Raw genomic sequence first — 22,716 nt, 5'->3', positions numbered from 1 at the left:
GGTCACCGCGGTTCCCGTACGACGGCGACCTCGCCCGGCGGGACCCTCACCGAGTCGTGCAGCTCCTTGCCGGTGAGGAGTTCCGTCGCCCCCGGTGCGATCGGCACCTCCGCGCCCTGCCCGGCGTGGTCGATGACGAACAGGTAGTCCGCCTCCGGGCCGCGCCGGCGGACCACCTCCACACCGGGCGGGGCCGTACGCACCGGTTCCACGCCCGCCTCGCCCCGGACGCGGTCCAGCAGCGCGGCCAGGGTGGCCGGGTCCGGAAGCGTGGCCAGGTACCAGGCGGCGCCGGTGCCGTGCGGGCGGCGGGTCACCGCGGGGACGCCGGACAGGGGGCCGTCGGCGTACGACGCGACCGCCTCGGCGCCCTCCAGCCGCAGCCGCTCCGACCACAGCGTGCCCGCCGCACCGTCCGGCACCGCACCGGAGAGCGCGACCTGCTCGCCGGGCAGCAGCGGGAACGGTTCGTCCGAGCGGACGCCGAGTACCTCGCGGAACGCGCCCGGGTAACCGCCCAGCCGAACATGGGAGTTGCCGTCCACGGCCCCGCTGTGGAAGCCCACGGCGAGGGTGCCGCCGCGCTCGGCGAACGCCGAGAGGTTCGCCGCGCCTTCGTCGTCCACCAGGTACAGGCTGGGCGCCAGGACCAGGCGGTAGGCGGACAGGTCCGCTTGCGGCCGTACGAAGTCCACCGCCACGCCCGACCGCCACAGCGGCTCGTACCAGGCCCGGACCAGGTCGGCGTAGCGCAGCTCGCCGCTGGGCTGCGAGGGCAGTTCCAGGGCCCAGCGGGCATCCCAGTCCCAGACGATCGCCACCTCGGCCGGACTCGTGCTGTCCCGCACCTCCGCCAACGCCCGCAGGTCCGCGCCCAGTCGGACCACGTCCCGCCAGATCCGGCTGTCGGTGCCCGCGTGCGGCACCATCGCCGAGTGCCACTGCTCCGCACCCGCCTTCGACTGCCGCCACTGGAAGTACGCGATGCCGTCCGCGCCGCGCGCCACGTGCGCGAGCGCGTTGCGGCGCAACTCGCCCGGTCGCTTAGCACGGTTGACGGGCTGCCAGTTCACCGCGCCGGTGGAGTGCTCCATGAGCAGCCAGGGGCCGCCCGCGAGGGAGCGGGTCAAGTCGCCGCTGAGCGCGATGTCGATCTCCGACGCCGGATCGGTGGACATCAGGTAGTGGTCGTTGGAGACGATGTCCAGCTCCGGTGCCCAGCGCCAGTAGTCGAGCGCGTCGAAGTTGAACATCACCATGAAGTTGGTGGTGGCCGGGATCGACGGTGCCGCCGCCCGCAGCACGTCCCGTTCCGCCGTGCACAGCGACAGCAGCTCGTCGGAGCAGAACCGGCGCCAGTCCAGCTGGTGGGTCGGGTTGGGTACGGCGCCGGTGGCGCGCGGCGGCAGGATCTCCTCCCAGTCGTAGTACCACTGGCTCCAGAACCGTGTCCCCCAGCCGTCGTTGAGCGCCGCCAGGTCGTCGCCGTAGCCGGCCCGGAGCCAGCGGCGGAACGCGGCCGCGCTGGTGTCGCAGTAGCAGGCCGCGTTGTGGCAGCCGTACTCGTTGTGCACGTGCCACATGCGCACGGCAGGGTGGTCCGCGTACCGCTCGGCGAGCGCGCCCGCGATGCGCAGCGCGGCCTCGCGGTAGGCGGGGGAGGACGGGCAGAAGGTCTGCCGGCTGCCGTAGGAGAGGGTGCGGCCGTCGCGGTCGACCGGCAGCGCCTTTGGATGGGCGCGGAAGAACCACGCCGGAGGCGCCGCCGTGGGCGTGGCCAGATCGGCCGCAATGCCGTTCTCGTGCAGCAGGCCGAGGACCTTGTCCAGGCGTGAGAAGTCGTACACGCCCTCGGCCGGCTCCAGCAGCGCCCAGGAGAAGATGCCGACGCTGACCAGGTTCACCCCGGCCTCGCGCATCAGGCGCATGTCCTCGGCCCACACCTCCTCGGGCCACTGCTCGGGGTTGTAGTCGCCGCCGTAGGCGAGGCCGGGGACGGACAGGGTGCGCTTCACGTCGTTCTCTTTCACGTGCGGGTGTCTCAGCCCTTGTTGGAGCCCAGGGTCAGGCCGCTGACGAACTGACGCTGGAGCGCGAAGTACACGACCAGGGTCGGGATCGCGGTCAGCAGCGAGCCCGCGGCGACCAGGTTGGGGTCGGTGAAGTACTGGCCGGAAAGGTTGTTCAGGGCCGAGGTGATCGGCATGTTCTGGCCGGTCGAGATCAGCACCAGCGCCCAGAAGAAGTCGTTGTAGATCCAGATCGACAGCAGGGTCGCCAGGGCCGCCATCGCCGGCTTGCACAGCGGCAGCGTGATCTGCCAGTACAGCCGCCACACCGAGGCGCCGTCGACCAGCGCGGCCTCCGTCAGCTCGTGCGGCAGCGAGCGCATGTAGTTGCTCAGCACGAACGCGCAGAACCCGGACTGGAACGCCACATGGATGAGGACCAGGCCGAGCGCGGAGTCGTACAGTTTGCCGCTCTGGGTGATGCCCGGCAGGTTCGTCAGCAGGTACAGCCGGTACAGCGGGGTGATGATGACCTGCTGCGGCAGCAGGTTGCCGGCCGTGAAGACCAGCAGCAGGGCGAGGTTCAGACGGAAGTCGAACCGGGCGACGTAGAACGCCACACAGGAGGACAGGAACAGCGTCAGCAGCACGGCCGGGATCGCGATGACCAGCGTGTTGCCGAAGTAGTGCAGCATGTCCGACTGTTTGAACGCGTTCGTGAAGTTCTCGAACGTCAGCTTGCTCGGCCAGGAGACGTAGCCCTTGGCGCTGGTCTCGCTGTACGGCCGCATGGCCGAGAAGATCGCCCACAGCAGCGGCGCCAGCCACGCCAGCGCCGTGCCGGCGAGGAAGACGTGCAGCAGGACACGGGCCGGGCGGATCGGGGCGCGCCGCTTCAGCGGCAGAGTGGTGCTGCTCATGCGCGCCGCTCCTTCCGGAAGGTGGCGATCAGATACGGGATGATCACCGCGAGGGAGATCACCAGCAGGACGACGGCGATGGCGGAGCCGTAACCGATGCGGCTGGACTCGCCGATGATGTTGTTGGTGACCAGGATCGACAGCAACTCCGTGCCCTGGGCGCCCTTGTTGAAGACGAAGACCAGGTCGAAGGCGCGCAGTGCCTCGATGATCGTGACGACCAGCACGACCGTGTTGGTCGGGCGCAGGGTCGGGAAGATGACGCTCTTGAACGTCTGCCACTCGTTGGCGCCGTCCAGCGCCGAGGCCTCCCTGAGGGAGGGGTCGACGCTCTTCAGGCCGGCCAGGTACAGGATCATCATGTAGCCGGTGTGCCGCCAGGACGCGGCGATGAGGACCGCCCACAGATTGAGGTGTGGGTCGCCGATCCAGTCGATGTAGTGGCCCGGCTTGTTGGCGCCGATGATGCTGTTGATCAGGCCCGTGTCCGGGTTGTAGATCAGCTGCCAGACGAAGCCGATGCAGGCCATCGAGATGACGACCGGCAGGAAGAAGGCGGTCTGGTAGATCCGGCTGAAGCGGATCCGCTTGTCCAGCTGCACGGCCAGGAAGAGGCCGAACGGCGTCGGGATCAGGATCAGTACGACGAACCAGATGATGTTGTGCTGGACGGCGGGCCAGAACTGCGGGTTGTCGTTGAAGAGTTGTTTGAAGTTGTCCAGGCCCACCCACTTGATCGAGTCGAACCCGATGCCGTCCCAGGTGGTGAAGGCGAGGAAGATCGAGGCGATGGCCGTGACCCACACCAGGAGCACGTGCAGGATCGTCGGCACGCCCGCCATCAGGGCGAGCGTGAACCGGTCACGGCGGGTCAGCAGGCGGCGATGGCCGTGTGTGGCCCGCGTGCGCGCGGGCGAGGCGCCCGGAGGCGGCACGGCGGCCGCCTCCGGGGACTTCGTGGTCGTATCGGTCGTCATCGGGCCGCTCACTGGGACGCGAAGATGGTCTTCTTCTGGCGCTCGATGGACGACAGCAGGCTGTCCACGCCCTTCGGGTTCTGCAGGAACTTCTGCAGTCCTGGCTGCATCACCGTGGAGGTGAAGTCGGGCCGGGAGTCGCGGTCCATGAACTGGGTGAGGTTCTTGGCGTTGCCGATCATGTCGAACGCCTTCTTCTGCAGCGCCGAGTACGCGGAGGTGCTGGCCTTGTTCGATGCGGCGACCACGCTCGGGTCCGTCTTGAGGTACATCTCCTCGGCAGCCGGACTGCCCAGGTACTCCAGCAGCTTCACGACACCGTCGTGGTTCTTCGGGGACTTGCTCACCATGAAGCCGTCGGTGGGCGCCTCGACCGTCTCCTGGCCGTACGCGGAGTTGATCTCCGGGAAGGGGAAGAAGTCGAGGTCGTCCAGGTCGGCCTTGTTGGTGAACTGCTGGGCCACGAAGGAACCGAGGAGGTACATGCCGGCCTTCTTGGACACCAGCGTCTGCGCGGCGTCCTCCCAGGTGCGGCCCATGAAGCCGTCCTGGTGGTAGGGGAGGAGCTCGCTCCAGTGGTCGAAGACGGCCTTCACCTTGGGGTCGGTCCAGGCCGCCTTGCCCGCCATCAGCTGGACGTGGAAGTCGTAGCCGTTGAGGCGGAAGTTGATCTGGTCGAAGGTGCCCATCGCCGGCCAGGCGTCCTTGTCGCCGAAGGCGATCGGGACCAGGCCGTCCTTCTTCATCTGCTTGCACAGGGCGACCAACTGGTCCCAGGTGGTGGGGACCTGGTAGCCGTGCTGCTGGAAGACGCTCTTGCGGTAGAAGATCGCCCAGGGGTACGTCGTCAGCGGCACGAAGTAGTACTTGCCGTCCTGGCCCTTGCTGAGCTTCTTCATCGCGTCCGGGAAGTTGTCCCCGATCTTCGCCCACACGTCGTCGATCGGCGAGGCCAGACCCTTCGCCGCGAAGAACTGCATGCGGTAGCCCGCGAACCAGTTGAAGACGTCGTCCGGCGTGCCCTGCAGATACGAGTTGATCTGCTCCTGGAAGGTGTTGTGGTCCTTGGTGTTCACATCGACCGTGATGCCGGACTGCTTCTTGAAGTCGGCGTACACGGCCGCGAAGGCCTTCTTCGGCACGGCGTCCGAGGCGTTGGAGCCGAGGGTGACGGTCTTCGGGTCCGAGGCGGAACCGCTGCCTCCGCAGGCGGACAGCAGGGGTATGCCGGCACCGGCGAGCAGCGCGGCACTGCCTGCTCCGCGCAGAACGGAACGACGGCTGGGACCCGGGACGGAGAGACCGGAGGGGGAGAGGCGCATGGCGGCTCCTGAGGAATGCAGGGCTCGGTCAAGGGGATGAGTCGATCACCGAAAGGTCGTCGAAACCGATCAGAAACCAACTCGACCGAACATCGTGGGCGTAATAACAGCCCCATGTCCGCTCATGAGTCAATAGGTCGGCCCGTCCTGGGCTGTCTCTTGCCCGAAACGTAATCGTCACTGTTACCTGCGTGTTCACCGGGGCGCAGAGCCGACAGCCCCCACGGCACGGGCGGCCGTGGGGGCTGTGTGAACACGGGTGATTCCGTTTCGGGTGCTGACCAGCGGTTCGGATCCGGGCCGGCGGTTCAGGTACGGACCAGTAGCTGGAAGTCGAAGGCGTACCGCGACGCCCGGTACACATGGCTGCCGTACTCCACCGGGCGGCCCGTGACGTCGTACGCGGTGCGCCGCATGGTGAGCAGGGCCGCACCCTCCTTCTCGTCGAGCAGGGCGCCCTCCTCGGCCGTCGCCCCGCGGGCGCCGACGGACTGACGGGCGCTGTGCAGGACGATTCCGGCCGACCGCATCATGCGGTACAGGCCCGTCGACTCCAGCTGCTGTGTGGGGAGTTCGAGCAGCGAGGCGGGCAGGTAGTTGCACAGGAACGCCACCGGCTGGCCGTGGGTGCGGCGCAGCCGCTCCAGGACGGTGACCTCGGCGCCCTCCGCGAGCCCGAGCACGGCCGCCACCTCCGCGCTCGCCGGGACCCGTTCGTTGCGCAGCACACGGGTGGTCGGGCCCTGGCCGGCCGACTCCAGGTCGTCGTAGAGGCTGCTGAGCTCCAGCGGCCGTCTGACCTTGCTGTGCACGACCTGCGTGCCCACGCCGCGGCGGCGTACCAGCAGTCCCTTGTCGACCAGGGACTGGATCGCCTGGCGCACGGTGGGGCGGGACAGGCCGAGGCGTACGGAGAGGTCCACCTCGTTGCCCAGGAGGTTGCCCGGGGCCAGCGTGCCGTGTTCGATGGCCGCCTCCAACTGCTGGGCGAGCTGGTAGTACAGCGGCACCGGGCTGGTGCGGTCCAGGGCGAAGCTGAGGGAGTCGACCGCGCGATCACCCGGTGCCGTTCGCTGCGGGGTGCGGTGTACTGGGCTCATGTCTCTCAGGTGTAGGTCCCGGAAGCCGAGAGTGTCAATGGTTTGTACTTACATTCGAACCTTCTTCTGAAATGATGTCTTAACAAAGTATTGACAGCAGGCGCCCCAGGGACTTGGATCGCGTCCCAACGCAACAGCGTCCCTTCCCCCGTCGCACGCACAGTGAGGTGCAGGAAAGATGGACCGCTCTTCCCCCTCCCGCTCCCGCAGACTCGTCCCGGTCGTGGCGGTAGCCGCCGCGGCGGCCCTGACCCTCGCCGGCTGCGCCAGCAGCCACGGCGGCAAGAAGGCCGAGGAGGCGGCCCAGAACGCCTCGGCGGGCAAGGCCAACACCCCGCGCATGACCGTCGCCCTGGTCACGCACCAGGCGCCCGGTGACACCTTCTGGGACACCGTCCGCAAGGGCGCCGAGGCCGCCGCCGCCAAGGACAACGTCAAGCTCGTCTACTCCGCCGACCCCAACGCCGGCAACCAGGCGAACCTGGTGCAGAACGCGATCGACCAGAAGGTCGACGGCATCGCGGTCACCCTGGCCAAGCCGGACGCGATGAAGAGCGTCATCGGCAGGGCGGAGCAGTCCGGCATACCCGTCGTGGGCCTGAACTCGGGTCTGAGCGACTGGAAGAGGCTCGGGCTGCTGGAGTTCTTCGGGCAGGACGAGAGCGTGGCGGGCGAGGCGTTCGGCGACAAGCTGAACACCACCGGCGCCAAGAAGGTCGTCTGTGTCATCCAGGAGCAGGGCAACGTGGGCCTCACCCAGCGCTGCGACGGGGTGAAGAAGACGTTCAAGGGCACCACTGAGACGCTGTATGTGAACGGCACCGACATGCCGTCCGTGAAGTCGACCATCACGGCCAAGCTGAAGCAGGACAGCTCCATCGACACGGTCGTCACCCTCGGCGCGCCCTTCGCCCTCACAGCGGTGCAGTCGGTGGGCGACGCGGGCAGCAAGGCCAAGGTGGCCACCTTCGACTTGAACAAAGACCTGGTGAAGGCCGTCCACAACGGCTCGATCGAGTTCGCCGTCGACCAGCAGCCCTACCTGCAGGGCTACCTGGCCGTCGACGCGCTGTGGCTCTACAAGAACAACGGCAACTACAGCGGCGGCGGGGTCCAGCCGGTGCTGACCGGCCCGGCCTTCGTCGACAAGTCCAACGTCGACAAGGTCGCCGAGTTCGCCGCGAAGGGCACCCGGTGATGAGCATGGCCCAGCAGGCTGAACCGGCCCTCGGCAGGCCGTCGGCGTCCGGCCCCCAGCGGACCGACGGCCGCACCGCACGCCGCCCGCTGGCGCTGCGGCTGCTGGCCCGCCCCGAGGTGGGCGTCTTCCTCGGCGCCGCCGCCGTACTGGTCTTCTTCCTGATCGTCGCGCCCTCGGTCCGCCAGGGCAGCTCGATGGCGACGATCCTGTACCAGTCCTCGACCATCGGCATCATGGCCCTGCCGGTCGCCCTGCTGATGATCGGCGGTGAGTTCGACCTCTCCGCGGGCGTCGCCGTGATCACTTCCGCGCTGACCGCGGCCATGCTCAGCTACCAGCTGACCCTGAACGTGTGGACCGGCGTGATCGTCGCCCTGGTCGTCTCACTCGCTATCGGGTTCTTCAACGGCTGGATGGTGGTCAGGACCGGCCTGCCCAGCTTCCTGATCACCCTGGGCACCTTCCTGATCCTGCAGGGCGTGAACCTGGCGGTGACCAAGCTGGTCACCGGCAATGTGGCCACCGACGACATCAGCGACATGGACGGCTTCGACCAGGCGAGAAAGGTCTTCGCCTCGTCCTTCGACGTCGGCGGGGTGCAGGTGAAGATCACCGTGGTGTGGTGGCTGGTGTACGCCGCGATCGCGACCTGGGTGCTGCTGCGCACCAAGTACGGCAACTGGGTCTTCGCCGTCGGCGGCAACAAGGAGTCGGCGCGGGCGGTCGGCGTCCCGGTGGCCTTCACCAAGATCTCGCTGTTCATGCTGGTCGGGTTCGGCGCCTGGTTCATCGGCATGCACCAGCTGTTCTCCTTCAACACCGTGCAGTCCGGTGAGGGGGTCGGCCAGGAGCTGATCTACATCGCCGCGGCCGTCATCGGCGGGTGTCTGCTCACCGGTGGCGCCGGCTCCGCGATCGGCCCGGTCTTCGGGGCGTTCATGTTCGGCATGGTCAACCAGGGCATCGTCTACGCCGGCTGGAACCCGGACTGGTTCAAGGCCTTCCTGGGCGTGATGCTGCTCGGCGCCGTCCTGATCAATCTGTGGGTCCAGCGCACGGCGACCCGGAGGTAACCGATGAACGACAACAAGACCCACGGCACCGTCGTCCAGGACGCGCCGCCCGCCGCGGAGGGACTGCTGGTCGAGCTGCGCAGGGCGGGCAAGTCCTACGGCAACATCCGCGCCCTGCACGGCGTCGACCTGAAGGTCCACGCCGGTCAGGTCACCTGCGTCCTGGGCGACAACGGCGCCGGCAAGTCCACCCTCATCAAGATCATCTCCGGGCTGCACCAGCACACCGAGGGCGAGTTCCTCGTCGACGGGCGACCGGTGCGGTTCTCCACCCCGCGCGAGGCCCTGGACCGCGGCATCGCGGCGGTCTACCAGGACCTGGCCACCGTGCCGCTGATGCCGGTGTGGCGCAACTTCTTCCTCGGCTCCGAGATGACGCGCGGTCCCTGGCCGCTCCGGCGCCTGGACATCGCGAAGATGAAGAAGACCGCGGACCAGGAACTGCGCAACATGGGCATCGTCCTGGACGACCTGGAGCAGCCCATCGGCACCCTCTCCGGCGGCCAGCGCCAGTGCGTGGCCATCGCCCGCGCCGTCTACTTCGGCGCCCGCGTCCTCATCCTGGACGAGCCCACCGCCGCCCTCGGCGTCAAGCAGTCCGGCGTGGTGCTGAAGTACATCGCCGCCGCCCGCGACCGCGGCCTCGGCGTCATCTTCATCACCCACAACCCCCACCACGCCTACATGGTCGGCGACCACTTCAGCGTCCTGCGCCTGGGCACCCTGGAGCTGTCCGCCTCCCGCGCCGAGGTCAGCCTGGAGGAACTGACCAACCACATGGCCGGCGGCGCCGAACTCGCCGCACTCAAGCACGAACTGGCCCAGGTACGCGGCGTCGACACCGAGGAACTCCCCGAGGAGAGCGACCTCACCGCACCCGTCGCGCCCTCCGTGGAAGGAACCCCCTGACCATGGCCACCCCCACCCCGCTGGACCGTATCCGGGTCGGCTCGGCCCCCGACTCCTGGGGCGTCTGGTTCCCCGACGACCCACTGCAGGTGCCCTGGGAACGCTTCCTGGACGAGGTGTCCCAGGCCGGCTACGAATGGATCGAACTCGGCCCCTACGGCTACCTCCCCACCGACCCCGCCCGGCTCAGGGACGAGGTGGCCCGGCGGAACCTGAAGGTCTCGGCGGGCACGGTCTTCACCGGGATGCACCGCGGCCCGTCCGTCTGGGCGGAGACCTGGGCGCACGTCAGCCAGGTCGCCGCGCTCACCCAGGCGATGGGCGCGCGGCACCTGGTGGTCATCCCGTCATTCTGGCGGGACGACAAGACCGCGGAGATCCTGGAGCCGCCCGAGCTGACCGCCGAGCAGTGGGCGCACCTGACCAAGGGCATGGAGCGGCTCGGCCACGAGGTCAAGGAGACGTACGGCCTGGACATCGTGGTCCACCCGCACGCCGACACCCACATCGACACCGAGGACCACGTCGAGCGCTTCCTGGACTCCACCGACACCGAGCTGGTCAACCTGTGCCTGGACACCGGGCACTACGCCTACTGCGGCGGGGACAGCGTCAAACTCATCGAGACCTACGGCGAGCGCATCGGCTATCTGCACCTCAAGCAGGTCGACCCGGACGTTCTCGCCGAGGTGATCGCCGGCGAGGTGCCGTTCGGACCGGCGGTGCAGCGCGGGGTGATGTGCGAACCGCCGTCCGGTGTGCCCGAGTTGGGGCCGGTACTGGCGGCCGCGCAGCGGCTCGGCGTGGAGCTGTTCGCGATCGTCGAGCAGGACATGTATCCGTGCGAGCCGGACAAGCCTCTGCCGATCGCGGTGCGGACGCGGCGGTTCCTGCGGTCCTGCGGGGCCTGAGCCGAAACCCTGGACACCGGGCTCCCGTCAGAGGGCCCGGTTCCTGCGTAACGGCAACGGATTCGGCCGGAAACCGGCCGGGAACAACCGGGGGCACGCGGACGTTGTCGGGACGACGGGGGATGCCCGCGGAGACGGGAGGACGAGATGACCAAGGCCAGTGAACCCCGGGAGATCGCGCAGGACACCATCGACGCGGCGGTGCTCCGCCGCACCCGCTTCGGCTCACTGCCGGAGCGGATACGCCCGGAGGACACGGTCGAGACCAAGCCGGCCACGGTGCCGGACCCGGCGCGGGACACGTACAACCCGGACGAGTGGCTGATCCGCTACTGCGGCTGAGACACGGATACGGCGCCGGGCGCACGCCCGGCGCCGTCCGGTTGCCTCAGACCTGTCGCACCTCGGCGATGGTCACCGGCCGGTGCTCGTGCAGCGACAGGGTGCAGGCCTCCGCGACCCAGCCCGCCTCCAGCGCGTCCTCGACGGTGCAGGGGGAAGGGCGGGTGCCGGCCACGACCTCGGTGAACGCGCTGAGTTCGGCGCGGTAGGCGGCCGTGAACCGGTCCATGAAGAAGTCGTGCGGGGTGCCGGACGGGAAGGTCACACCGGGCTCGACCGAGCGCAGCGGGAGCTTGTCGTCCAGGCCGACGGCAATGGAGTCGGCGAAGCCGTGGAGCTCCATGCGGACGTCGTAACCCCGGGCATTGTGGCGGGAGTTGGAGACCACCGCGATGGTGCCGTCGTCCAGGGTGAGGATCGCGCCGGTGGTGTCGGCGTCGCCCGCCGCCTCGATGTAGTCGGCGCCCCGGTTGCCGCCGACCGCGTACACCTCGATGACCTCGCGGCCCGTCACCCAGCGGATGATGTCGAAGTCGTGCACCGAACAGTCCCGGAAGATGCCACCGGAGGCGGCGATGTACGCGGCCGGCGGCGGCGCCGGATCCAGGGTCGTGGAGCGGACCGTGTGCAGCTTGCCCAGCTCACCCGCCTGAACGGCGGCGCGCGCGGCGGTGAAGCCCGCGTCGAAGCGGCGGTTGTAGCCGATCTGGATCGGCACCTCGCTGTCGCGCACGGCCTTCAGCACCTCGACGCCCTCGCTCATCGTCTTGGCGACGGGCTTTTCGCAGAAGACCGGGACTCCGGCCTCGACGCCGGCCAGGATCAGGGCGGGGTGGGCGTCGGTCGCGGCCGCCACCACGATGCCGTCCACGCCGGCGGCCAGCAGCGCCTCCGGCGAGTCCACGACTTCGGCGCCGAACAGCTCGGCGGCGGCCTTGGCGGCGTCCGCGAACGGGTCGGTGACGACGAGCGACTCGACGGCGTCCAGTCCGGAGAGGGTCTCGGCGTGGAAGGCGCCGATGCGGCCGAGGCCGAGGATTCCGATGCGCATGGTGCTCCTTGTGTACGAATGTTCCGTCAGGGAAGTCAGTCGAGTCCGCCGAGAACGTTCTGGTCCCAGTCGATCACCGACCCCGTGACCACCCCCGACCGGTCGGACAGCAGGAAGACCACGAAGTCGGCGATCTCCTCCGGTTGGCCCAGCTTGCCCATCGGCAGCTTCGCCGCGGCCTGCTCGCGCCAGTCGTCGCCGGCCCCGTGGAAGGCGCGCTGGGTGGCGTCCTCGCCCTCCGTCGCGGTCCAGCCGATGTTCAGGCCGTTGATCCGGATCCGGTCCCAGCGAAGCGCGTGCGCGGCGTTGCGGGTCAGGCCCACGAGGCCGGCCTTGGCGGCGACGTACGGCGCCAGGAACGGCTGGCCCCCGTGCGCCGACGAGGTGATGATGTTGACGATCGTGCCGGGCGCCTTGCGGGCCACCATGTCGGCGACCGCCGCCTGCATCGCGAAGAACGGCCCCTTGAGGTTGACCGCGATGTGCGCGTCGAACAGCTCCGGGGTCGTGTCCAGCAGCGTGCCCCGGGAGGTCAGACCGGCGGAGTTCACCAGGCAGTCGATGCGGCCGTAGGCGTCCACCAGCTCGGCGACCGCCGCCCTGGCCTGCTCGGCGTCCGCCAGATCGGCGCGCACGAACCTCGCCTTGCCCCCGGCCGAGGCCAGTTCGGCGACCAGCGCCTCACCCGGCTGGGTACGGCGGCCGGTGACCGCCACCACGGCGCCCTCGCGGACGGCCGCTCGCGCGATCGCGGCACCCACCCCCTGGCTGCCGCCGTTGACCAGGACGATCTTCTCCCGGAGGAGTCCGTCGAGAAGTCCCATGACCTGCCCCGCCCTTCCTCAGCTCTCTCGTCGTTCGGCAGCGGCCCGCAGCTCCGCACGGAGCCGCTCCGGGGCCCACCCCTCGCGCACCGCCCGCCGCAGCAGGTCCGCCTGCGCCGGCGGGGCCAGACCGCCGACGACCGGTGGGTCGCTGTCCAGGTTGGTCGGGAAGGGATAGCCCTCGGCGCTCGCCGCGATCACGTTCTCCAGCCACTTCTCGCCGGCACCTTCGGCCGCCCGCCGCAGCAGCACCGGGAACACCGCGTTCGCCACCGCCTCCCGGTCCACCGTCTCCATCGCGCGCCCGAAGGCCGAGGACACCTGGAGCAGATTGGCCGTGCGCCGCACGTCCGCCGTGCGGTTGGTGCCGGCGGCGTGGAAGAGCGCCGGATTGAAGAAGGCCGCGTCGCCCTTGGCGAGCGGGAGTTGCACGTGGTGCCCCTCGAAGTACGCCTGGAACTCCGGGAGCCGCCAGGCCAGATAGCCCGGCTCGTACCGCTGCGAGTACGGCAGATAGCGCGTCGGGCCCGATTCCACCGGCATGTCGCAGTGGGCGACCGCGCCCTGGAGGGTGAGCACCGGGGAGAGCCGGTGCACATGCGCCGGATAGGCGGCAGCGGCCGCGTTGCTGAGGAAGCCGAGGTGGTAGTCCCGGTGCGCGGTCTGCCCCACGCCACCCGGGTTGACCACGTTGACCTGCGAGGTCACCTGGTAGCAGGGACCCAGCCAGGCCGCGGAGACCAGGGCCAGCAAATCGTTCGCGTAGTAGTCGGCGAACGCCTCCGCGTCGTACAGGGCCGTCTTCTCCAGTGCGTTCCACACCCGGTCGTTGGCGCCCGGCTGCGCGAAGTGGTCGCCGGCGGTGGCCCCGGAGGCCCGCTGCTCGGCGATCAGTGCCTCGAACACGGCCGTGACCCGGTCGACGACCGCCGGCTCCGGGTAGGCACCCTGGACGACGACGATGCCGGGACCGTCGGCGAACGCCCGCACCAGCTCGGCCCGCAGGGCGTCCCGGTCCTCGGTGGCGCGCAGCCGCTCACCCTCGTAGACCAGAACGTTCTCCGTCACCGAGGCGGCGTGCGGGTAGTCCGCGAGGGGGGTCGTCCGGTCGATCAGGGCGCGGAAGGCGTCCAGGTCGCAGTCCTGCTCGGACAGCCAGGCACGTCCTGGCACGGAGACGACGGACATCGGTGTCCCTTCGATCACGGCTTTCGGCCACGGCGACGACGCGGCCCTGTCATTCTTGTCATGACAAACCCCTCGAACAACCAGCAGACAGCCATCAAAAACCCCTCAAGGAGCAGGCCCATGGGCCACCCGTTCCCGATCCGGGAGATCGCACGTCAGGCGGGTCTCAGCGAGGCCACGGTGGACCGTGTGCTGAACCGCAGGGGAGGGGTGCGCGAGAGCACCGCGCAGGAGGTGCACCGGGCCATCGCCGACCTCGACCGGCAGCGCACCCAGGTGCGGCTGGTCGGCCGTACCTTCATGGTCGACATCGTGGTGCAGGCGCCGGAGCGGTTCAGCAGCGCCGTACGCGCCGCCCTGGAGGCCGAACTGCCGTCCCTGCACCCGGCCGTGGTGCGCTCACGCTTCCACTTCCGGGAGACTGGTCCGGCCGCCGAGCAGGTCAGGACGCTGGAGCGGATCGCCCGGCGCGGCTCCCAGGGCGTGATTCTCAAGGCGCCGGACGTCCCCGAGGTGACCGCCGCCGTGGGGCGGCTCACCGCGGCCGGCATCCCGGTCGTCACCCTGGTCACCGATCTGCCCGCCAGCGGCCGGATCGGCTACGTCGGCAGCGACAACCGGGCCGCCGGCGCCACCGCCGCCTATCTGATGGGACAGTGGCTCGGCGACCGGCCCGGCCATGTCCTCACCAGCCTGAGCAGCGGCTTCTTCCGCAACGAGGAGGAGCGCGAGATGGGGTTCCGCAGCGTGATGCGGGCCCGGCATCCCGAGCGCACCCTGGTGGAGATCGCCGAGGGGCAGGGCCTGGACGCCACCCAGTACGACCTGGTCCGCGCCGCCCTGCAACGGAACCCGGAGATCCGGGCCGTGTACTCCATCGGCGGCGGCAACAACGCCACCCTGCGCGCCTTCGCCGACCTCGGCCGTGCCTGCGCGGTGTTCATCGCCCACGACCTCGACCACGACAACACGCGACTGCTGCGCGAGCACCGGCTGTCCGCCGTGCTCCACCACGACCTGCGCCAGGACATGCGGGAGGCCTGCCACCTCGTGATGCGGGCGCACGGCGCGCTGCCTCCGGCCGGCCCGGCGCTGCCGTCCGCCATCCAGGTCGTCACGCCGTACAACATGCCTGCGCCGGCAGCCGAGTGAAGGGGGGCGATGCGGTGACCCGCACCGAGCCCGTGGAGATCGAGGGCACACCGATGGTGGCGACCCTCGTACCGGGCGGCGAGATCGGGCTGCTGGCCCTGCACGGCAGCAACGAAGGGGGTACGGCCGAACTCGCGGACCTCGTGGCCCGCCGCTGCGGCGCCACCAGCCTCGTCTTCACCCAGCCGGGGGTACGGCAGCCCGTGCACATCCCGTCCGCTCGCATGGCGGCCGACCACTGCGTGTTGCTGCGGGAGTTCCTGGAGCGGGTCTCCGTCACGGTCTCCCTGCACGGCCACATGCGGCCCGAGGCACCGCACACCGTCTTCCTCGGCGGCGGCAACCGGGCCGCGGCCCGCGTCCTCGCCGAAGCACTGGCCGCCGAGGCCCCGCAGTTCCCGGCCGTCACCGACCTGGCGGCCGTCCCGGCCGACCTGCGCGGCGTGCATCCCAGGAACCCGGTCAACCTGAGCCACCTGGGCGGGGTCCAGGTGGAACTGCCGCTCCTGGCCCGCACGAGCGGGGGAGCGGACATTCCGCCGGGGGTGGTGGCCGAGGCGCTGACCGCTGGAGTCAGGAGGCTGAGCGGGCAGGCGCCCTGAGCGGTCGCGCCCCACAGGGGCGCGGGGAACTGCGCGACCGGCCACGACGGCGCGGCAGACGCATGGCGACACACCGCGGCACCCGCGACCGCGGCTCACAGATTGATCGCGTAAGCCTTGCGCAGCGTCTCGTGCACGGTCCACGTCGTACGGTCGCCCGCGCGCAGCACCGCCATGTCGCCCGGCCCCACCGTCAGCGTCGGCCCGTCCTGGACCTCGATCGTCGCCGAACCGCTGATCACGACGAACAGTTCGTCGGCCTCCGTGTCGGTGACCACGCCCGGCGTGATCTGCCAGATCCCACGGATCTGCCGGCCGTCCGGGGACTCCCAGAGCACCTTCCCGGTGACCTCCGGGTCGCCGGAGACGATCTGCTGCGGGTCGAGGGGCTCGGGTTCGAGGTCGGCGTCGGGGATGTGGAGGGCGAAGCTGTGCGTCATGCGGCGAGCCTAGCCATCGCCGACCCGTGCCGAAGTCGACAGAGTGTGGGGCATCGGAGCTGGTGGGAGGACACTTCGTCGGTCCGTGCGGACTGGCGGGGTGGCGCGGCACGGGTGATCGTGGGGGACATGGCTGACTCCACGGCGGTCGGCGCGGCACAGCCCCGGCGGCCCGACACACGCGAGGCCGTCCTGTTCGGGGGTGTGTACGGCGCCGTGCTCGCCAGCTCGCTGGTGGCGGCGCTCACCCAGTACGGGCACACGTCGGCGAAGGTCCGTGGCTATGACGCCGCCTGGGTGCTGGTGACCGCGCTCGCCTCCGCCCTCGCCCACGGCTACGCCCACTACATCGCCGAGCGCACCCCGCACCGCCGCTGGGACGTGCTGCGCTCCATGTCGGGGGAGTGGCCGCTGGTCGTGGCCGTGCTGCCCACGGTCTTCCTGCTGGTGGGCGCCTACTGGCACTGGTGGCCGGCGAAGGGCGTCGAATACGTGGCGTTCGTGCTCAACACCCTGATCCTGTTCGCGCTCGGCCTCCTCACCGCCCGCTGGTCGGGGCGGAGTTGGCCGATGGCGGTCCTGATGGGACTCGGGGACGCGCTGCTCGGCCTGATCGTGGTGGTGGCGAACGCGCTGATCAAATAGGGCAAGTCTCAGGCGTGCGGCGACCGGACCTTCCCAGGTGCACGGCGGACCGCGCGACCAGCCCCCGCGGCGCCGCGTCCGCGGTGCAGCCCGCGGTTCATCGGCGATCCCCGCGGCCGGCGGTCCGCACCCCGTCCAGCGCGATGGCGAGCACCCGGTCGCGCTGGGCGTCGTCGTCGAAGGCGGTGGCCGTGATCCCGGCGACCATCCGCAGCAGATCGACGAAGTCCATGTCCGCCCGGGCCACGCCCGCCCGCTGGGCGCGCTCCAGCAGCGGCCCTCCGGCGGCGTACATCGAGTCGCGGCAGCTCTGGAAGATCTCCGACTCGTCGTTCAGTGCCTCGCGCACCGCGCGCTTGGTGACCATGTAGCCGGCGAACCGGTCCAGCCACGCCGTCAGGGCCTCCCACGGCTCCAGGTCCGCGACCTCCACGGCCGCCTGGCACAGGACGTTGACCTCGTCGGCGTAGACGCTCTCGAACAGGTCGCGGCGGGTGGGGAAGTTCCGGTACAGCGTGCCGATGCCGACGCCCGCGCGGCGGGCGATGTCCTCCAGGGAGGCGTCCGAGCCGTGCTCGGCGAACGCCTCGCGGGCGGCGGCGAGCAGGGCGTCGTAGTTGCGGGCGGCGTCCTTTCGGTGCGGCCGGCGGGCCGCCACGATCTCGCCGACGGGGAACGGCGTGGCCGTCACTGCTGCCTCCCAGGGGCATCGATGAACCGGAGGATTGCATCCGGTTCAGATTGAACCGGAGGTATGCCTCCGCTAGAGTGGAGGAGTACCTCCACTTTAGCAGTGCGGGGGCGACTCCGCCCTGGGCAGACGTGCCCGGCAGTACATGCCCCCTTCTCCCGTCCACAGCGCTCCCCCTCGGAGAGGCTCGCTCATGCCCCGCAAGTCCACTCGCCTCACCTTCGCGGTCCTCGCGACCGGTGCGGGCGTGTTCTCCATGCTCCAGTCGCTGATCGCGCCGGCCCTGCCGACCGTCCAGCACGCCCTGCACGCCTCCCAGTCGACCGCGACCTGGGTGATGACGGCCTATCTGCTGTCCGCCTCCGTCTTCACCCCGATCCTCGGCCGGGTCGGCGACCTCGTCGGCAAGAAGCGCACGCTCGTCGGCGTCCTGCTCGCCGTCCTCGCCGGCTGTCTCGTCGCCGCGCTCGCCCCGAACATCGGGGTCCTCATCGTCGCCCGGGTCGTCCAGGGCGTCGGTGGCGCCCTGTTCCCGCTGTCCTTCGGCATCATCCGCGACGAGTTCGCGCCCGCCGCGGTGAGCGGCAGCATCAGCAACCTCTCCGCGGTCATCGCCGCCGGCGGCGGAGTCGGCATGGTGGCCGCCGGACCGATCGTCTCCGCGCTCGACTACCGCTGGCTCTTCTGGATCCCCGTGGCGATCGTCGCCGCGACGGTCCTCATCGCCGTGGCGTACGTCCCCGAGTCGCCCAAGCGCGCCCAGGTCAAGGTCAGCTGGTACGGCGCCACGCTGCTCTCCGCGTGGCTGGTGGCCCTGCTGCTGCCGCTGAGCCAGGCCGGGCAGTGGGGCTGGGGTTCGCCGAAGGTGCTCGGCCTGTTCGCCGCTGCCGTCGTGCTGTTCGCCCTGTGGCTCACGGCCGAGGCCCGCTCCCGCACCCCGCTGATCGACCTGCGCGTGATGCGGCTGCCCGCGGTGTGGACCACCAACGCCGCCGCCCTGCTCTTCGGCGCGGGCATGTACGCGATCTGGTCCTTCCTGCCGGGCTTCGTCCAGACGCCGTCCGCGGCCGGTTACGGCTTCGGAGCGAGCGTCACCGCCTCCGGTCTGCTCATGTTGCCCATGCTGCTGGCGATGTTCCTCTCCGGCGTCCTCTCGGGCCGCCTGGAGCCCCGCGTCGGCGCCAAGGCGCTCCTCACCACGGGTGCCGCCCTCGGCGCACTGGCCTGCGGCTTCCTCACCCTCTGGCATGACGCCCAGTGGCAGATCGCCGTCGTGGCCGGGCTGTTCGGCCTCGGCATCGGACTGGCCTTCGCCTCCATGGCCAACCTCGTCGTCGGCAGCGTCCCGCCCGAGCAGACCGGCGCCGCGACCGGCATGAACGCCAACATCCGCACCATCGGCGGCTCCATCGGCGCCGCGCTCACCAGCGTCCTGGTCACCGGCCGCCTCCAGCCCTCCGGCCTGCCCTACGCCTCCGGCTACACGCACGGCTGGGCCCTGCTCGCCCTCCTCTGCCTGGCCGCGGCCGGCGCAGCCCTCCTCGTCCCGGCCCGCCGCCAGGGCCGTACGAGCGTCCCCGCCAGGGCGGGCACGACACGAGCACCCGCCCAGGTGCGGTAGGGTTGACCTGCGTGATCACACGGGACACCCCGGGTGAGACCGCAACGGGACGTGGCGCAGCTTGGTAGCGCACTTGACTGGGGGTCAAGGGGTCGCAGGTTCAAATCCTGTCGTCCCGACTGTGTGAAGTCGTAGGTCAAGGGCCGTTTCAGAGGCGATCTGAAACGGCCCTTCGATCGTTCTCGGGGGCCGGTTGGCCGGTGAGCGGGCGTATGGGCAACGCCCCTTGGGACTGGTGCCCGGTGTCAGTGGCCGGCGCTCTGGCCGCCGTCGACGTGGAGGATCTCCCCCGTGACGAAGGGGGAGTTCTCGAGGTAGACGACCGCGTCGACGATGTCGCTGATCTCGCCCATCCGGCCGATCGGGTGCAGCGCGGCGAGGGTGTCGTGGTAGTCCTCGTGGTGCATGGGGGTCTTGATGACGCCGAGTGCGACGGCGTTGCTGCGGACGCCGCGGGCGGCGTATTCGATGGCCAGTGCCTTGGTGGCGGACTGCAGACCGCCCTTGGTCAGGGAGGCCAGCACCGAGGGGACCGCGGAATTGGCGTGGTCGACCAGGCTGGTGGTGATCTGGACGACGTGCCCGCCTCCCTGGCGGACCATCTGCTCGACGGCGAGCTGGGTGATGCGGAAGAACCCGGTCAGGTTGACGCCGGTGACCGCGTCGTAGTCCTGCTGCGTGTACTCGGTGAACGGCTTGGCGACGAAGATGCCGGCGTTGTTGACCAGGGTGTCGATACGGCCGAAGCGCTCGAGCCCGGCGGCGATGACATGTGCGGCGGTGGCAGGGTCGGCGATATCGCCCTGAACGGTGAGGAGGTCCGGATCCTGCGAGGCGGCGATGCCACGGGAGGTGGCGACGACGGCGTGTCCGAGCCTGCGGTAGGCGTCCACCAGGCCGGCACCGATGCCCTGCGACGCGCCGGTGATGACGGCGACCTTCTGGTCGGGAGTGTTCATGGTGGTTCTTTCCAGTGAAGGTGGGGAGGGGGAGGGGACCGGTTTTTCGAGACCGGCCGTCAGTGAGACGAGTAGATCGGTCGACTATTCGTGGGCGCGAGTTTGGACACCTGATAGTGAGCGATGTGCCACTGGTCGGCTGTACGTCTGAGGATCACGCCGAGAGTGACCCTGAGCGTCGGCCGGTCGGTGAATGAGAAGTCGACGCCCAGCCAGCCGAGCAGGACTTCCTCGGCCAAGTGCCGTGTCTCCAGCACCCGGTAGTCCGCCGTCAAGCCGAGAGGCTGGGAGTCGTAGTACTCGGCGACTCCCGGACGGCCCACGGTGTAGGGATGAAGTCCCTGGAAGATGGCGTCCTCGGTGAAACATGAGGCCAGCTGCTGCGGTTCATGCGCGTCGACCGCGGACTTCCACCGGTCCATGACGCCACGCAGGATCGATTCCTGTGCTGCCGTGTTGTTCATGAGGGTCCTCGTCGTCTCGTCCATCAGGCGGTCCAGCCGTTTGTGCCAGGGTCGTTGGGGTGCGGCTGTACGGCGGTGACCACCGCGGTCATCCAGGGCCACAGGGGCAGGGTGCCAAGGACCCTCTCCCGCAGATCCGCTTCGTCGTCGGCACGCCACACACCGATGCTGCGGAGTTCGCCCAACGGGCGCCACAGCCGGACCAGGCGTCCCGTGGCTGCGAGCTCCTTCGCCCGGACGGCCTCGGCGGCGCGGCGCCGGCTGACCTCGGTGGTGTCGGTGCCCTCGGGCACGCTCGTGGTGAGTTCGACCAGGAACTCTTTCATGATCCTTTTCCTCTCGGTTCCGTGCGGGATCCGACCGGTCGATGACTATAGTAGACCGGTCGTCTAGTTGTTGGGACAAGGACGGACTCGCGATCAGGAGCCAGCTCGCGGCGCGGCGACATCCCCCGTGACTCGGGGCCGGGCCAAGTCAGGAGTCGACGGCCGCCACGTCCGGACGGCGTGCGGAGAGCAGCGACAAGCAGTTCTCCCACAGGGCGTCCAGGTGCTGCGTGTTGTTGTAGAGCTTGGCGAACAGCACCTGGCCCTCGAGCTGGGCGACCACCGACCGGGCGGCCTCCCGGGTGTCCCCGACGGTGACCTCCCCGCGCTCCACGGCTTCGGCGATGACCTTCTCGACCATCTCCACCTGGGCCTCGAAGATCTGCTGCAGGCGTTCGCGGATGGGCTCGGTCTGGTTGCTCAGCTCCAGGGTGAGGTTGCCGAACATGCAGCCGGAGACGGTCCCGCAGCTCTGCTGGCCTGCGCGCAGCTCTGCCTCCGTCTCCTGGAACAGCCGGCGCAGCCGTGAGAGCGGCTCCGCCTCGTTGTGCAGGGCCCGGGCCCAGTCGTTGCGCTGGGCCTGCCAGTGCTCGTCCAGCACGGCCAGGGCAAGGGCTTCCTTGGACTCGAAGAAGTAGTAGAAGCTGCCCTTGGGCACGCCGGCGGCCTTGCAGATCTCAGCCACGCCCAGCGCGGAGTAGCCGCGCAGCTCGATGAGCGACTGCGCGGCGGTGAGGATCTTCTCCTTCGCATCACTGGTACGTCCCATGACCCGGAGTATACGACCGATCGCCTGGCATTAATGGACCGGTCGGCTATCTCGGCGAAGGCCGTGCCGGAGTGATCCGGCACGGCCGCTTGGTGATTCCCGTCAGTCTCCCGTGTGGACGGAGACTCAGCCGGACGTCCCCGCCGGGGTCGTCGTCGTGGTGAAGCCTTCCTTCTTGTTGGCCGCGATGGCGAAGTCATTGGTGAACGTCGTACCGAGGTTCACCTTCGAGGTCGCGTGGCCCACCAGCTCCTCCGTGGACAGGACGTTCTTGGGGCCGCCGGCCGGCATGATCCCGTCCGGGAGGAACTGGCCCTTGTCCTGGGTCAGGGCCGAGATGTAGTCGGCCTTGGTGACCAGCTGGTTCTGCACGAACGACTGCGGCAGTTTGTCGGCGATGTCGGACGCGCTGTGCTTGTCGATCCAGTGCAGGGTGGCCACGAGCGCGTCGACGACCTTCTGCACCGCCTCCTTGTGCGAGTTCACCCAGTCGGTACGGGCGATGACACCCGCGGCCGGCCAGGCGCCGCCCGTCGCGGTCGTCGCACCCGAGGTGGTGGCCACGTCGACCGCCGAGTAGCCGATGCCCTTCTTCTGGATCGCGGCGACCGTGGGCTGCGTCGTCATGACACAGGCCACCTTGCCGTTCTGCAGCGCGGCGATGGCGGTGGAGCCCGCGCCGACCCCGATGCGGTGGAAGTCGGCGGTCTTGACGCCCTTCTTGGCGGCCAGGAACTGGGTGAGCGTGTCGGTGCCCGAGCCGAGGTCGGTGACGCCCAGGGTCTTGCCCTTGAAGTCCGCGGCCGAGTGCACCCCGCTCTTGGTGCCGCACATCTCCCGCTCGCCCGGCGCGCCGGACAGCTGGACGACGTCCTCCACCGCCTTGCCCTTCACCTGGAAGTCGATCGTGTGGTTGTACCAGGCGCCCGCCATGTCCACCTGCCCCGAGGCCATGGCGTCCTCGGCGCCGGTGCCGCCGTCCTGCTCGGTGCTGAGCACGACGTCGACGCCGTACTTCTTGTAGAAGCCGAGGTTCTGGGCGAGCTGGTACGGCAGGTAGATCTGCTTGTCGATGCCGCCGACCATGATCTTGACGGTCGGGGTACCGCCGGAGCCGCCCGAGCCGGAGCCGGAGGAGCTGCTGGAGCACGCGGAGGCCGCGCCGAGGGCGAGGACGGTGACGAGGGACGCGGTGAGGGTTCTCTTGAACATGGCGGCTC

At 69.7% G+C, this 22,716-nt stretch carries 24 protein-coding genes and 1 tRNA gene; 10 read left to right on the top strand and 15 right to left on the bottom strand.

What is annotated here, in order from left to right; genetic code table 11:
• Positions 1-2: 2 nt before the first annotated feature.
• The 5 genes from ACFYOH_RS18635 to ACFYOH_RS18615 all read right to left on the bottom strand — a co-directional run bounded on the left by ACFYOH_RS18635 (position 3) and on the right by ACFYOH_RS18615 (position 6,328).
• Positions 3-2,015: a beta-galactosidase gene (locus ACFYOH_RS18635; protein WP_388627193.1), complete on the bottom strand. Its 2,013-nt coding sequence runs from the start codon at positions 2,013-2,015 to the stop codon at positions 3-5.
• 26 nt (positions 2,016-2,041) lie between these two features.
• A complete protein-coding gene (locus ACFYOH_RS18630) occupies positions 2,042-2,929 on the bottom strand; it encodes a carbohydrate ABC transporter permease (protein ID WP_388626814.1) in 888 nt (295 codons plus the stop codon).
• Positions 2,926-3,906 (bottom strand): carbohydrate ABC transporter permease, encoded by a 981-nt coding sequence (locus tag ACFYOH_RS18625; RefSeq protein ID WP_388626812.1) that lies wholly within the window; start codon positions 3,904-3,906, stop codon positions 2,926-2,928. Before ACFYOH_RS18625 ends, ACFYOH_RS18630 begins: the two co-directional genes overlap by 4 nt.
• Positions 3,907-3,914: 8 nt before the next feature.
• Positions 3,915-5,228 carry an ABC transporter substrate-binding protein gene (locus ACFYOH_RS18620; protein WP_388626811.1) on the bottom strand — a complete coding sequence of 438 codons (1,314 nt, stop codon included), beginning with the start codon at positions 5,226-5,228 and terminating at the stop codon, positions 3,915-3,917.
• Positions 5,229-5,536: 308 nt separating this feature from the next.
• Entirely contained in the window at positions 5,537-6,328 is a 792-nt protein-coding gene (locus ACFYOH_RS18615) for a GntR family transcriptional regulator (protein WP_388626810.1), read from the bottom strand.
• Positions 6,329-6,506: 178 nt separating this feature from the next.
• Between ACFYOH_RS18615 and ACFYOH_RS18610 the strand changes: the two genes are divergently transcribed.
• From ACFYOH_RS18610 to ACFYOH_RS18590, 5 genes are all read left to right on the top strand, one after another.
• A complete protein-coding gene (locus tag ACFYOH_RS18610; RefSeq protein ID WP_388626809.1) occupies positions 6,507-7,526 on the top strand; it encodes a sugar ABC transporter substrate-binding protein in 1,020 nt (339 codons plus the stop codon).
• Positions 7,526-8,602, top strand: coding sequence for an ABC transporter permease (locus ACFYOH_RS18605; RefSeq protein ID WP_388626808.1), 1,077 nt, complete (start codon positions 7,526-7,528; stop codon positions 8,600-8,602). Before ACFYOH_RS18610 ends, ACFYOH_RS18605 begins: the two co-directional genes overlap by 1 nt.
• A gap of 3 nt (positions 8,603-8,605) precedes the next feature.
• The gene (locus ACFYOH_RS18600) at positions 8,606-9,511 is read left to right on the top strand and encodes an ATP-binding cassette domain-containing protein (protein WP_388626806.1); all 906 of its coding nucleotides are present in this window, start codon (positions 8,606-8,608) and stop codon (positions 9,509-9,511) included.
• A gap of 2 nt (positions 9,512-9,513) precedes the next feature.
• Entirely contained in the window at positions 9,514-10,422 is a 909-nt protein-coding gene (locus tag ACFYOH_RS18595; RefSeq protein WP_388626805.1) for a sugar phosphate isomerase/epimerase family protein, read from the top strand.
• Between the two features lie 147 nt (positions 10,423-10,569).
• Positions 10,570-10,764, top strand: a complete 195-nt coding sequence (locus ACFYOH_RS18590) for a hypothetical protein (protein ID WP_388626804.1) — start codon at positions 10,570-10,572, stop codon at positions 10,762-10,764.
• 46 nt (positions 10,765-10,810) lie between these two features.
• Here the strand turns inward: ACFYOH_RS18590 and ACFYOH_RS18585 are convergent, their stop codons facing one another.
• The 3 genes from ACFYOH_RS18585 to ACFYOH_RS18575 are packed head-to-tail and all read right to left on the bottom strand — an operon-like array spanning position 10,811 to position 13,827.
• Positions 10,811-11,815: a Gfo/Idh/MocA family oxidoreductase gene (locus tag ACFYOH_RS18585; protein WP_388626802.1), complete on the bottom strand. Its 1,005-nt coding sequence runs from the start codon at positions 11,813-11,815 to the stop codon at positions 10,811-10,813.
• A gap of 35 nt (positions 11,816-11,850) precedes the next feature.
• The gene (locus ACFYOH_RS18580) at positions 11,851-12,639 is read right to left on the bottom strand and encodes an SDR family oxidoreductase (protein ID WP_388626800.1); all 789 of its coding nucleotides are present in this window, start codon (positions 12,637-12,639) and stop codon (positions 11,851-11,853) included.
• 18 nt (positions 12,640-12,657) lie between these two features.
• Positions 12,658-13,827, bottom strand: coding sequence for a phytanoyl-CoA dioxygenase family protein (locus ACFYOH_RS18575; RefSeq protein ID WP_388626798.1), 1,170 nt, complete (start codon positions 13,825-13,827; stop codon positions 12,658-12,660).
• Between the two features lie 120 nt (positions 13,828-13,947).
• Between ACFYOH_RS18575 and ACFYOH_RS18570 the strand changes: the two genes are divergently transcribed.
• Both ACFYOH_RS18570 and ACFYOH_RS18565 read left to right on the top strand, forming a co-directional pair.
• A complete protein-coding gene (locus ACFYOH_RS18570; RefSeq protein ID WP_388626796.1) occupies positions 13,948-14,979 on the top strand; it encodes a LacI family DNA-binding transcriptional regulator in 1,032 nt (343 codons plus the stop codon).
• 14 nt (positions 14,980-14,993) lie between these two features.
• The gene (locus ACFYOH_RS18565; RefSeq protein ID WP_388626794.1) at positions 14,994-15,581 is read left to right on the top strand and encodes a poly-gamma-glutamate hydrolase family protein; all 588 of its coding nucleotides are present in this window, start codon (positions 14,994-14,996) and stop codon (positions 15,579-15,581) included.
• A gap of 95 nt (positions 15,582-15,676) precedes the next feature.
• Here the strand turns inward: ACFYOH_RS18565 and ACFYOH_RS18560 are convergent, their stop codons facing one another.
• Positions 15,677-16,021 (bottom strand): cupin domain-containing protein, encoded by a 345-nt coding sequence (locus ACFYOH_RS18560; protein ID WP_388626793.1) that lies wholly within the window; start codon positions 16,019-16,021, stop codon positions 15,677-15,679.
• A gap of 129 nt (positions 16,022-16,150) precedes the next feature.
• On the opposite strand from ACFYOH_RS18560, the gene ACFYOH_RS18555 reads away from it, so the two are divergent.
• Entirely contained in the window at positions 16,151-16,666 is a 516-nt protein-coding gene (locus ACFYOH_RS18555; protein ID WP_388626791.1) for a hypothetical protein, read from the top strand.
• 97 nt (positions 16,667-16,763) lie between these two features.
• On the opposite strand, the gene ACFYOH_RS18550 is transcribed toward ACFYOH_RS18555, so the two are convergent.
• On the bottom strand, positions 16,764-17,357 hold the full coding sequence (locus ACFYOH_RS18550; protein ID WP_388626790.1) for a TetR/AcrR family transcriptional regulator: 594 nt from the start codon (positions 17,355-17,357) through the stop codon (positions 16,764-16,766).
• A 193-nt stretch (positions 17,358-17,550) separates the two neighbouring features.
• Between ACFYOH_RS18550 and ACFYOH_RS18545 the strand changes: the two genes are divergently transcribed.
• Together ACFYOH_RS18545 and ACFYOH_RS18540 are read left to right on the top strand one after the other, a co-directional pair.
• Positions 17,551-18,978: an MFS transporter gene (locus tag ACFYOH_RS18545; protein ID WP_388626788.1), complete on the top strand. Its 1,428-nt coding sequence runs from the start codon at positions 17,551-17,553 to the stop codon at positions 18,976-18,978.
• Positions 18,979-19,023: 45 nt separating this feature from the next.
• Positions 19,024-19,097, top strand: a tRNA-Pro gene (locus ACFYOH_RS18540).
• A 126-nt stretch (positions 19,098-19,223) separates the two neighbouring features.
• On the opposite strand, the gene ACFYOH_RS18535 is transcribed toward ACFYOH_RS18540, so the two are convergent.
• From ACFYOH_RS18535 to ACFYOH_RS18515, 5 genes are all read right to left on the bottom strand, one after another.
• Positions 19,224-19,937: an SDR family NAD(P)-dependent oxidoreductase gene (locus ACFYOH_RS18535; protein ID WP_388626786.1), complete on the bottom strand. Its 714-nt coding sequence runs from the start codon at positions 19,935-19,937 to the stop codon at positions 19,224-19,226.
• A 59-nt stretch (positions 19,938-19,996) separates the two neighbouring features.
• Positions 19,997-20,401 (bottom strand): YybH family protein, encoded by a 405-nt coding sequence (locus ACFYOH_RS18530; protein WP_388626784.1) that lies wholly within the window; start codon positions 20,399-20,401, stop codon positions 19,997-19,999.
• A 23-nt stretch (positions 20,402-20,424) separates the two neighbouring features.
• A complete protein-coding gene (locus ACFYOH_RS18525) occupies positions 20,425-20,727 on the bottom strand; it encodes a muconolactone Delta-isomerase family protein (protein WP_388626782.1) in 303 nt (100 codons plus the stop codon).
• A gap of 148 nt (positions 20,728-20,875) precedes the next feature.
• Complete coding sequence (locus ACFYOH_RS18520) at positions 20,876-21,496, bottom strand: TetR/AcrR family transcriptional regulator (RefSeq protein ID WP_388626781.1); 621 nt, start codon at positions 21,494-21,496, stop codon at positions 20,876-20,878.
• Between the two features lie 126 nt (positions 21,497-21,622).
• Positions 21,623-22,708 carry an ABC transporter substrate-binding protein gene (locus tag ACFYOH_RS18515; protein ID WP_388626780.1) on the bottom strand — a complete coding sequence of 362 codons (1,086 nt, stop codon included), beginning with the start codon at positions 22,706-22,708 and terminating at the stop codon, positions 21,623-21,625.
• Positions 22,709-22,716 lie beyond the last annotated feature (8 nt).

The organism is Streptomyces sp. NPDC007856, assembly GCF_042868225.1.
Classification (GTDB): domain Bacteria; phylum Actinomycetota; class Actinomycetes; order Streptomycetales; family Streptomycetaceae; genus Streptomyces.
This window is presented reverse-complemented; position numbering and strand designations above follow the sequence as displayed.

What these genes read in the sequence shown, in the direction of transcription:
- ACFYOH_RS18520 (WP_388626781.1), bottom strand. Translation starts at nt 21,496, where the DNA reads ATGGGACGTACCAGTGATGCGAAGGAGAAGATCCTCACCGCCGCGCAG.
- ACFYOH_RS18515 (WP_388626780.1), bottom strand. Translation starts at nt 22,708, where the DNA reads ATGTTCAAGAGAACCCTCACCGCGTCCCTCGTCACCGTCCTCGCCCTC.
- ACFYOH_RS18580 (WP_388626800.1), bottom strand. Translation starts at nt 12,639, where the DNA reads ATGGGACTTCTCGACGGACTCCTCCGGGAGAAGATCGTCCTGGTCAAC.
- ACFYOH_RS18575 (WP_388626798.1), bottom strand. Translation starts at nt 13,827, where the DNA reads ATGTCCGTCGTCTCCGTGCCAGGACGTGCCTGGCTGTCCGAGCAGGAC.
- ACFYOH_RS18525 (WP_388626782.1), bottom strand. Translation starts at nt 20,727, where the DNA reads ATGAAAGAGTTCCTGGTCGAACTCACCACGAGCGTGCCCGAGGGCACC.
- ACFYOH_RS18530 (WP_388626784.1), bottom strand. Translation starts at nt 20,401, where the DNA reads ATGAACAACACGGCAGCACAGGAATCGATCCTGCGTGGCGTCATGGAC.
- ACFYOH_RS18600 (WP_388626806.1), top strand. Translation starts at nt 8,606, where the DNA reads ATGAACGACAACAAGACCCACGGCACCGTCGTCCAGGACGCGCCGCCC.
- ACFYOH_RS18560 (WP_388626793.1), bottom strand. Translation starts at nt 16,021, where the DNA reads ATGACGCACAGCTTCGCCCTCCACATCCCCGACGCCGACCTCGAACCC.
- ACFYOH_RS18595 (WP_388626805.1), top strand. Translation starts at nt 9,514, where the DNA reads ATGGCCACCCCCACCCCGCTGGACCGTATCCGGGTCGGCTCGGCCCCC.
- ACFYOH_RS18590 (WP_388626804.1), top strand. Translation starts at nt 10,570, where the DNA reads ATGACCAAGGCCAGTGAACCCCGGGAGATCGCGCAGGACACCATCGAC.
- ACFYOH_RS18615 (WP_388626810.1), bottom strand. Translation starts at nt 6,328, where the DNA reads ATGAGCCCAGTACACCGCACCCCGCAGCGAACGGCACCGGGTGATCGC.
- ACFYOH_RS18625 (WP_388626812.1), bottom strand. Translation starts at nt 3,906, where the DNA reads ATGACGACCGATACGACCACGAAGTCCCCGGAGGCGGCCGCCGTGCCG.
- ACFYOH_RS18535 (WP_388626786.1), bottom strand. Translation starts at nt 19,937, where the DNA reads ATGAACACTCCCGACCAGAAGGTCGCCGTCATCACCGGCGCGTCGCAG.
- ACFYOH_RS18545 (WP_388626788.1), top strand. Translation starts at nt 17,551, where the DNA reads ATGCCCCGCAAGTCCACTCGCCTCACCTTCGCGGTCCTCGCGACCGGT.
- ACFYOH_RS18555 (WP_388626791.1), top strand. Translation starts at nt 16,151, where the DNA reads ATGGCTGACTCCACGGCGGTCGGCGCGGCACAGCCCCGGCGGCCCGAC.
- ACFYOH_RS18610 (WP_388626809.1), top strand. Translation starts at nt 6,507, where the DNA reads ATGGACCGCTCTTCCCCCTCCCGCTCCCGCAGACTCGTCCCGGTCGTG.
- ACFYOH_RS18570 (WP_388626796.1), top strand. Translation starts at nt 13,948, where the DNA reads ATGGGCCACCCGTTCCCGATCCGGGAGATCGCACGTCAGGCGGGTCTC.
- ACFYOH_RS18630 (WP_388626814.1), bottom strand. Translation starts at nt 2,929, where the DNA reads ATGAGCAGCACCACTCTGCCGCTGAAGCGGCGCGCCCCGATCCGCCCG.
- ACFYOH_RS18605 (WP_388626808.1), top strand. Translation starts at nt 7,526, where the DNA reads ATGAGCATGGCCCAGCAGGCTGAACCGGCCCTCGGCAGGCCGTCGGCG.
- ACFYOH_RS18585 (WP_388626802.1), bottom strand. Translation starts at nt 11,815, where the DNA reads ATGCGCATCGGAATCCTCGGCCTCGGCCGCATCGGCGCCTTCCACGCC.
- ACFYOH_RS18620 (WP_388626811.1), bottom strand. Translation starts at nt 5,228, where the DNA reads ATGCGCCTCTCCCCCTCCGGTCTCTCCGTCCCGGGTCCCAGCCGTCGT.